9 protein-coding genes are annotated in these 6731 nt (G+C 61.6%); 3 read left to right on the top strand and 6 right to left on the bottom strand.

What is annotated here, in order from left to right; translation table 11 throughout:
• The 5 genes from EN935_RS16595 to EN935_RS16575 form a co-directional block, all read right to left on the bottom strand.
• On the bottom strand, positions 1-289 hold a 289-nt coding region (locus EN935_RS16595; RefSeq protein WP_206534527.1), incomplete at its 3' end, for a DUF6544 family protein.
• 12 nt (positions 290-301) lie between these two features.
• Positions 302-625 (bottom strand): hypothetical protein, encoded by a 324-nt coding sequence (locus tag EN935_RS16590; protein ID WP_245468962.1) that lies wholly within the window; start codon positions 623-625, stop codon positions 302-304.
• A gap of 41 nt (positions 626-666) precedes the next feature.
• Positions 667-1725, bottom strand: a complete 1059-nt coding sequence (locus tag EN935_RS16585) for a nitroreductase family protein (protein WP_348629894.1) — start codon at positions 1723-1725, stop codon at positions 667-669.
• A gap of 266 nt (positions 1726-1991) precedes the next feature.
• On the bottom strand, positions 1992-2201 hold the full coding sequence (locus EN935_RS16580; protein ID WP_109671247.1) for a hypothetical protein: 210 nt from the start codon (positions 2199-2201) through the stop codon (positions 1992-1994).
• Between the two features lie 190 nt (positions 2202-2391).
• Positions 2392-2745: a hypothetical protein gene (locus tag EN935_RS16575; protein ID WP_109671246.1), complete on the bottom strand. Its 354-nt coding sequence runs from the start codon at positions 2743-2745 to the stop codon at positions 2392-2394.
• 755 nt (positions 2746-3500) lie between these two features.
• Between EN935_RS16575 and EN935_RS16570 the strand changes: the two genes are divergently transcribed.
• The 3 genes from EN935_RS16570 (at position 3501) to EN935_RS16560 (ending at position 5192) form a co-directional block, all read left to right on the top strand.
• Positions 3501-3758: a PepSY domain-containing protein gene (locus EN935_RS16570; RefSeq protein WP_126069118.1), complete on the top strand. Its 258-nt coding sequence runs from the start codon at positions 3501-3503 to the stop codon at positions 3756-3758.
• 144 nt (positions 3759-3902) lie between these two features.
• The gene (locus EN935_RS16565; protein WP_245468963.1) at positions 3903-4610 is read left to right on the top strand and encodes a lysozyme inhibitor LprI family protein; all 708 of its coding nucleotides are present in this window, start codon (positions 3903-3905) and stop codon (positions 4608-4610) included.
• A gap of 99 nt (positions 4611-4709) precedes the next feature.
• A complete protein-coding gene (locus EN935_RS16560; RefSeq protein ID WP_164757808.1) occupies positions 4710-5192 on the top strand; it encodes a hypothetical protein in 483 nt (160 codons plus the stop codon).
• A gap of 20 nt (positions 5193-5212) precedes the next feature.
• Here EN935_RS16560 and EN935_RS16555 read toward each other — a convergent pair.
• Positions 5213-6731 (bottom strand): murein L,D-transpeptidase (locus tag EN935_RS16555; RefSeq protein ID WP_164771162.1); only part of this gene is annotated, 1519 nt, incomplete at its 5' end.

Raw genomic sequence — 6731 nt, 5'->3', positions numbered from 1 at the left:
GCGCCATGATATCAAGCTGCCCCTGGCCGCCTTTCAAGGCATCGCGCGCCGAGATCATACCAAAGGGACCAAACCGCGCCCGCCAATCGAAGGCACATTCGGAAGTCGAGATCGTCTGCGTTGCGGTAAATGACATCCAGGACGTGGCTTCAAGCTTCTGTTTCATCCGTCCTGTTTGCTTGAGCTTGACCGTCGTTCGGCTCGTGCCGGGTCTGACACCGAGCCGCAGCGCAAGGTCATAGACAGCGGCCGGCAACCGCTTCCCGATTAGAACAGCATCCTCAGCCATTAAGCGGCCTTCCTATCTTGACGCATTGCTCCACCTCGCGAGGGTGGCCGCTATCCCAGCCACATAGAGGGTACCGAAGATCAGCTTGTTGTGACGTGCAAGCCATTCTGGAAGGTAGATATCGAAGTTGTCGCGCCGCTCGTCGGTGTAGCGCGCGGCAACGGATGTGAGCGGGCATTGCCATCCGTTCAGGACCAGCACGAGCACCTCTACCAGGACGACACCGATCGATAGGGCGGCATGGACATAGTCGTCCCGCAAGGCGAACACCCAGATTGCGAGGATGCACGCGACGAAAAAGACCCAGACGATGGTGTGAATGACCTTGATGGTCACGAGCCGCGCCGCCGAGGAGGATGAGCCCTGCGCAGGAGCGTTCAAGATAGGATCACACTTTCCGCGGGCCGGCGTGCCGAAAAGGGGAGCGCGGCTCCATAGCCGAAGCGCATGACGAGATCAGGTCGCCGACCGGGCAGACCGACAAGTGCCGCCAGGTCCGGCCGCAGGCTGGCGACTTCGACGGGCTGGTTGATGAAAGCATGCTTGAGGCCGAGCGCGGTGGCTTGCAACGCGAAACGCTGGCAGGCGCGGCCCGCCAGGACCCAATGCTCACGGTCTTCCTTCCGCGCGACGAAGACGGCGATACCTGCCGAAGAGGCGAGTTGTCTTGCGTATTTTTCGTTCTCGGCTTTGGCTTTGAAAACGAGATCGAACATAATCGGACCAAGCCAGGCCGGAAGGGCGGGATTGCCGCTTGATGCACTGAAGAGGCCGTCACCGGTCAAGATCGCCTGCCGGGGGCTGAAGCGCAGCCAAGCCTTCAGCTCCCGCACGAAGGCGGCGTCGGCGATCTGCGCGGTGTTGCCCGCGAGGACCAGGTCGCGCACGCGCTCGATCCGTGCCCGATCCGTGGTCAGAACGAGATCGACGCCCGGCACGGCCGCAGCGGCGGAAAGTGTCTGCAAGTCGCGGTTGCTGACGGCTTTGCCGTCGTAGTCGCCGCGCGTTGATTGCCGCTTTGGGATCGCATCGAACAGAGCGGGCTCGGCAGGTGCCCCACCCCCGAACGTGTACATCACGCCACCGTCATTCTCCGGCCCGAAACTGAGTTCGCCCGGCCTGCTTCGGGCGCCGCAGGCAATGGCCAAATTCTCAGCCGCGCAGCCAAGGCTGGCGAAAAGATGGTGATTGTCGGGGTCAACGATAGCGATCTGTCGCGTCAAGTCGGGCAGGATTTCGATCCCGGCGTCGCTGATCCTGAACCGCCACGGCTGGGTGTTGTGGCTGTTCGCCGCCAGCGTAGCGTAGCGGATCAGGTCGCTCATCCCAGGCGCTTGCGTCAATGCCGAGCGGGTCGCGGCCACCGAGGCGTTGTAGTCCTCCATCGAACCCATGTTTCGGAGCCCTAAAAAGGCAACTCCGGCACCGGCGACCACGAGGGCGCCTCCGCCAACCAGATAATGCCGCCTGTTCATCGAATTGGCCGATCTGTCTTCGACAAGTGCGAAGCGGCCAGAAGTGACCGGTGCGGTTGTCTCTGGAAGACGTAACCGTCAAATGCGACATCGGTTCCCGATGATGCATCGCCTGGAAGAAACGGGCGGCTCTGCGCCGCGCTTCCATAGGCTTGACGAACGCCTCAGCAACTACAATCCGCCCCTTCCCCGCCAAAATTCTTCTGAGCGAAGTTCAAGGCGCTGCTTTAGCTCGTGTAGCTCTGGAACTGGCAAACGTCCGAGCCGTTTCGGACCTTCATCTGCTCGAGATCCCAGAACGAAACCTCGATGCGGTCGTTGGCGCAATAGACCGTGTAGCGTTCCGGCTCCAGCGCTCGGGCTTTCTGCACGGGCACGGAAACGGCCGGGATGGAAAGCACTGACAGTGCAAGCATGACGATGTGACGTGTGCGCATTTAAACCCCCAATGAACCCGCCGGCCCACTATGGCCACGGATAGTGAAGCGGCGCATCGTGGTTTTTTGGTGCTCGGCCTTCTTCCGGACCGCGGTACGTCTGTGGGCCGAAGTGGCCCTGCATTCCAGCTGTGGAATAAAGGTAAAGTCGGCGATGTCTGGTTGTGCCGATGGGCCGGTCGAGCCACGGTCAGCGCTTCATCGAGTGCAGGATGGCCTGCATGTGCTCTTCCAGGTCGAGTTCACCCCGAGCCTCAGTGGTCAACAGGTAGTCGGCCTTGGCCCGGCGGTCGCCTCGGCTGATCGCAGGATAGGAGCAGATGGCCAGCAATGCTTCCTGTTCAATCCGGTCTGCCCTCTTGCGTTCGTGGCTGCTACTGCCCGCTTGATGAACAACCCTGTGAAGCCCGACATAGGTGGCTTCATGGGCCCCGATCAGCGCCCGCAATTCGGGTGAGGCATCTTCCCCTTCAGCAAACGTCGGTTCAATGACCGAGGCCACGGCGGTGAACGCAAGAAGTGTACGGCGGGTGACTTTGGGCATGCCTCATATCCCTGCTGTCTGATCATGCAGGCACACCATAGCACCGGCGCAACGGTTCGAAGAGATGCCCTGGGACGTGACCACACTGTCTGCTGACAAAATGTATTCGCTCCCGCAGCTCGCCCTCCTGGCGGCAAGTGTGGCCTTAAGTCGCAACGATTGGCTTCCGAAAGCAGGGCCTCGGGCTTCATTGACGCGGCGACCAACACCATATTGTGATCCACAGCCCTCCAAAACGAGAGAAGCTCGCCCTGACGCGGTCGCACTGCGGCCGTCAGCCGGCAATGGCTATGAACCAGGAACCTGAAAAACCATGCCTGAAAATATCAGACTGACTTCGAGAGACGTCCCCCTCATTCAGCTAGGCCTCTATCAGTGCCGCTTCCCGGTGAGCGAAGACCGGTCAGTACCCGGCGGTTACCGTTTTTGTGCTGGGCCAACTTCGCCGGATCGCGTCTATTGCGATCACCACCACAGCATCGTGACCGCCGTCGACCCTCGTCGAACCCGTTCAGGTCTCCACCTCGCACAACGACGCGCCGCGTAAGTTAAGCGGGCGGTGGCCTTTCGAACAGGCAGCAAGCGCCAACATCCTATGGCCACGAATAGTGAAGTGGCGCATCCGTGGTTTTTTGGCGCATGGCTTTTTTCTTCCGGTTAACTGCAAATCAGCGCGCTGAATGGCCCTGCATTCCAGCTGCGGAACAAACCGGCACGCCAGCGAGTTTCTGTCCGAGGAAAATTGAGGGAAAGCCATGTCCAGATTTCTGCTGGCGACCAGCGTCGCCGTTCTTCTTGCCGTCGGGCCGGCTTTGGCCGCGGACGACGCTCCGCTGCCGCTGCCCAATGCCAAGAAATTGTCGGAGATCATCGCCAAGGTCGAACAACGCGACGGCTTTCGCTATGTGAAAGAGGTCGACTGGGATAGTGGCGCCTACACCGTCACCTACTACACGTCGGACAAGGCGAAGGTCGAAATCACCTACGATCCCGTGACAGCCGAGCCAAAATAAGGGTCGCGGGCAGACCACTGCTTTCGCCCCAAATTGCCCATCCTTGGCGTATGATATCCAGGTCAGGCGCTGGCGGCGCCTTGAGGCAATTCTGCCGGCTTGGGGGCATGCATGCGATCTTTCGTTCGAATCTTTTCTTTGCTTGTGCTCGTTACCTTCCTGGCCGGCGGCATCCTTGGTGCCGCTCCGGCGCGGGCTGACGGGCCGTCCTTCGACTGCGGCAAGGCACGTCTATCGGCGGAAAAGGCGATCTGTGCCGACCCGCAGCTGTCGGCCATCGATGTGCTGATGTCAAAGGCGTTCAAGGATTTCGAGCCGGCGTTCGGCGGCGACAAGCGCATGATCGCCCGCGGGCTGATTGCCGACCGCAATGCCTGCGGGGGCGACACGGCCTGCATCGTCAGCGCGCAGAACAACGCGCTGCAAACCTATGGCAATGCCCAGTCATGGGTGCAGGATTACAACATCGCGCTGATCGGCAAAAAGGCGCTGGAAGCCGCGGCACACAACCCGGCAGGGACCGACCAGCCCCTGCCCCTAGGGATCGGGCAATGCGCGTCCACCCATATCGAGACGCTCACCACACGGCTTGGCGACGATCCGCTGGAAACGGCCGGTCCCGAGGCGGGCAGCGCCGCGACATTCACCAATGGCGGCACCGCCGTCTCATACGATCGCGAACCTGGCTTGGCCGCCTCGAAGGTCGGCGAACCGGTCGAGATGTGCCTGATCTCGATTCCCAGGGATTGCCCGAAAGACGATGAGCGTGGCCGGGTCTACTATTCCCTGGACCTCGTCGCAAAAGGCAGCTGGGCCTTGCCGGACTCGCAGCATTTGTGCGGCGGCGCCTGAATAGGCCACTTGGTGTTTTGCGACAGCCGCCAAGGGCGCCTCCCCTTGCGTCAGTCTCGCTTTGATGGCTGACTGCGGCGCTAGACGCCGCATTGGGGGATGGGCATGGCGACGGCGAAGCATGTACTAAAGCGCATGTTGATGATGTTAGCCGGCTACTTTGTGTCGGTGCTGGTTGGTCTGATCGCCATCGCGGTCATCTATGCCGCGCTCAGTTCCTTGCCCAACGCGCCCGATTATTTCGACGTCATGGGCGTTTCGCCGATCGCGGTCCTGGTAGTGCCGCCGCTCGGCATGTTCGTCTATTTCCTGACGATTGTGGTGACCGCGCTGCAGACGCTGATCTTCGCGCTGATTGCCGAGTTCTTCTCGTTGCGCAACTTCCTGCTGCACATGGTCTTCGGCGCCGCCGCCGCGGTCGGCGGTTTCGCCCTGATCTGGCCGAGTGCGCCGGAGGACATGGACCCGGAACGCTGGGCCGACATCGGCATCATTGCCGCTGCCGGCCTTGTCGCCGGGTTGCTCTATTGGCTGATCGCTGGGCGGGACGCCGGCTTCCGGCGACCGCTGTCCGAGCGATAGAGGCCGAGGGGCTTCTTGCCTCAACTCGACGGCGAACGCACCGCCTCGGTGGCGTCCAGGGCCTGCTTCAGCCGTGTGTCGCGGTCGTAGACGTCGCCGAAATACTCGACCTTGCCGGACAGGTCAGGCCAGGCGGTGAAATAGGCGACATAGACCGGGATCGTGCGTGTCACATTTTCGGTCGAGTGGCCGTGCTTCAACTTCTCGGCGATGTCGTCCACCGAGGTGCCGAGCACCGCGGCCGCCATGCCGCGCGGGTCCTGCAGCCGCACGCAGCCATGGCTGAGCGCACGCATGTCTTGCTTGAAGAACGATTTTTGCGGCGTGTCATGCATGTAGATCGCGTGCTTATTGGGGAACAGGATCTTCAGCTCGCCCAGCGCATTGGCCTCGCTCGGCTGCTGGCGCACGCTGTAGGGGATGTTGGCGCCATAGGCGCCCCAGTTGACCGCCGACGAAGGAATACGCTTGCCGCGCGAATCGGTCACCTCGTAGCCGGCCCGGTCGAGATAGCCGGGATCGTTGCGCAATCTGGGCAGCATCTCGTTGACGATGATCGACTGCGGCACACCCCAATAGGGATGGAAATCGACCTGCTTGATCTGGTCGTAGAAGAAGGCGGTCTGGTTGGTGGTCCGGCCGACGACCACACGCGTCTTCAGCTTCTCCTCGCCATTGTCGATGTAACTCGCGGTGAAGGCCGGCTGGTTGATGAAGACACGCGGGCTGCCGAGATCGGAGGGCAGCCAGCGCAGTTCTTCCAGCGCCACTTCCACCTTCAGCAGCTTGTCGGCCTTGGATGTTCCGGCCAGCGTCGAAACGGTGCGCGGCCCGATGACGCCGTCGCCCTTCATGCCTGCCTTTTGCTGCACGGCCTTGATGATCGGAACCAGTTCCGGGTCATAGACTTCGCTGGTGGCCAGCCTGGACAGGATCTCGCCATAGGCGCCGCCCGTCTCGTCATCGAGATTGCGCGCGATCAGTGTCAGCAGCTTCGGCAGTTCGGGGCTGGTTTCGCCCGGCTTCAGCAGCAGTTTGGGGTCGACGACGATTTCGTTTTCCGCACTAGCCTGCAGGGATTCCAGTTCGACGCGCAGCGCTTGGTATTCCGCATTCTGCGGATGCCGCGATTCGAGATAGGTGCGCACTTCCTGGGTATGCGCCAGCGTCTTCAGCACGCCTTGCAAGTCGAGCGGCTTGGCCGGGAAATCATAGTAGCCGGTCATGCGGTTGGGCTCGACGCGGCCGTTCTGGGCGTCATGGGCATAGCGCAGCACGCGCGCCGAAAGCGCCATCTCGAAGCGGACGAGCTCTTTCAGTTGCGCATTGGCGTCGGCCGTCGATGTGCCGGCGGCAGGCACCTCGACCGTATAGTCGGCGGGCGTGAGGCCATAGCTTTCAGCCTCGCCAAGGACGCGCACCGCATCCTGCGCGCGGCTGTTGAGGCTGGTTCCGGTCACCCAGATGAAATCCGGATTGGCCGAGTAATAAGCGATCAACGCCTTGGCAATGTCAGGTTCGGCATAGAGCTCGTAGTCG

The sequence above is a fragment of the Mesorhizobium sp. M7D.F.Ca.US.004.03.1.1 genome (assembly GCF_003998635.1).
Classification (GTDB): Bacteria; Pseudomonadota; Alphaproteobacteria; order Rhizobiales; family Rhizobiaceae; genus Mesorhizobium; species Mesorhizobium loti.
The sequence above is the reverse complement of the archived record's forward strand: the minus strand, read 5'-3'. Positions and strand labels throughout refer to the sequence as shown.

Coding starts and splice junctions, on each gene's coding strand:
- EN935_RS16580 (WP_109671247.1), bottom strand. CDS start 2,201: ATGCGCACACGTCACATCGTCATGCTTGCACTGTCAGTGCTTTCCATC.
- EN935_RS16575 (WP_109671246.1), bottom strand. CDS start 2,745: ATGCCCAAAGTCACCCGCCGTACACTTCTTGCGTTCACCGCCGTGGCC.
- EN935_RS16570 (WP_126069118.1), top strand. CDS start 3,501: ATGTCCAGATTTCTGCTGGCGACCAGCGTCGCCGTTCTTCTTGCCGTC.
- EN935_RS16560 (WP_164757808.1), top strand. CDS start 4,710: ATGGGCATGGCGACGGCGAAGCATGTACTAAAGCGCATGTTGATGATG.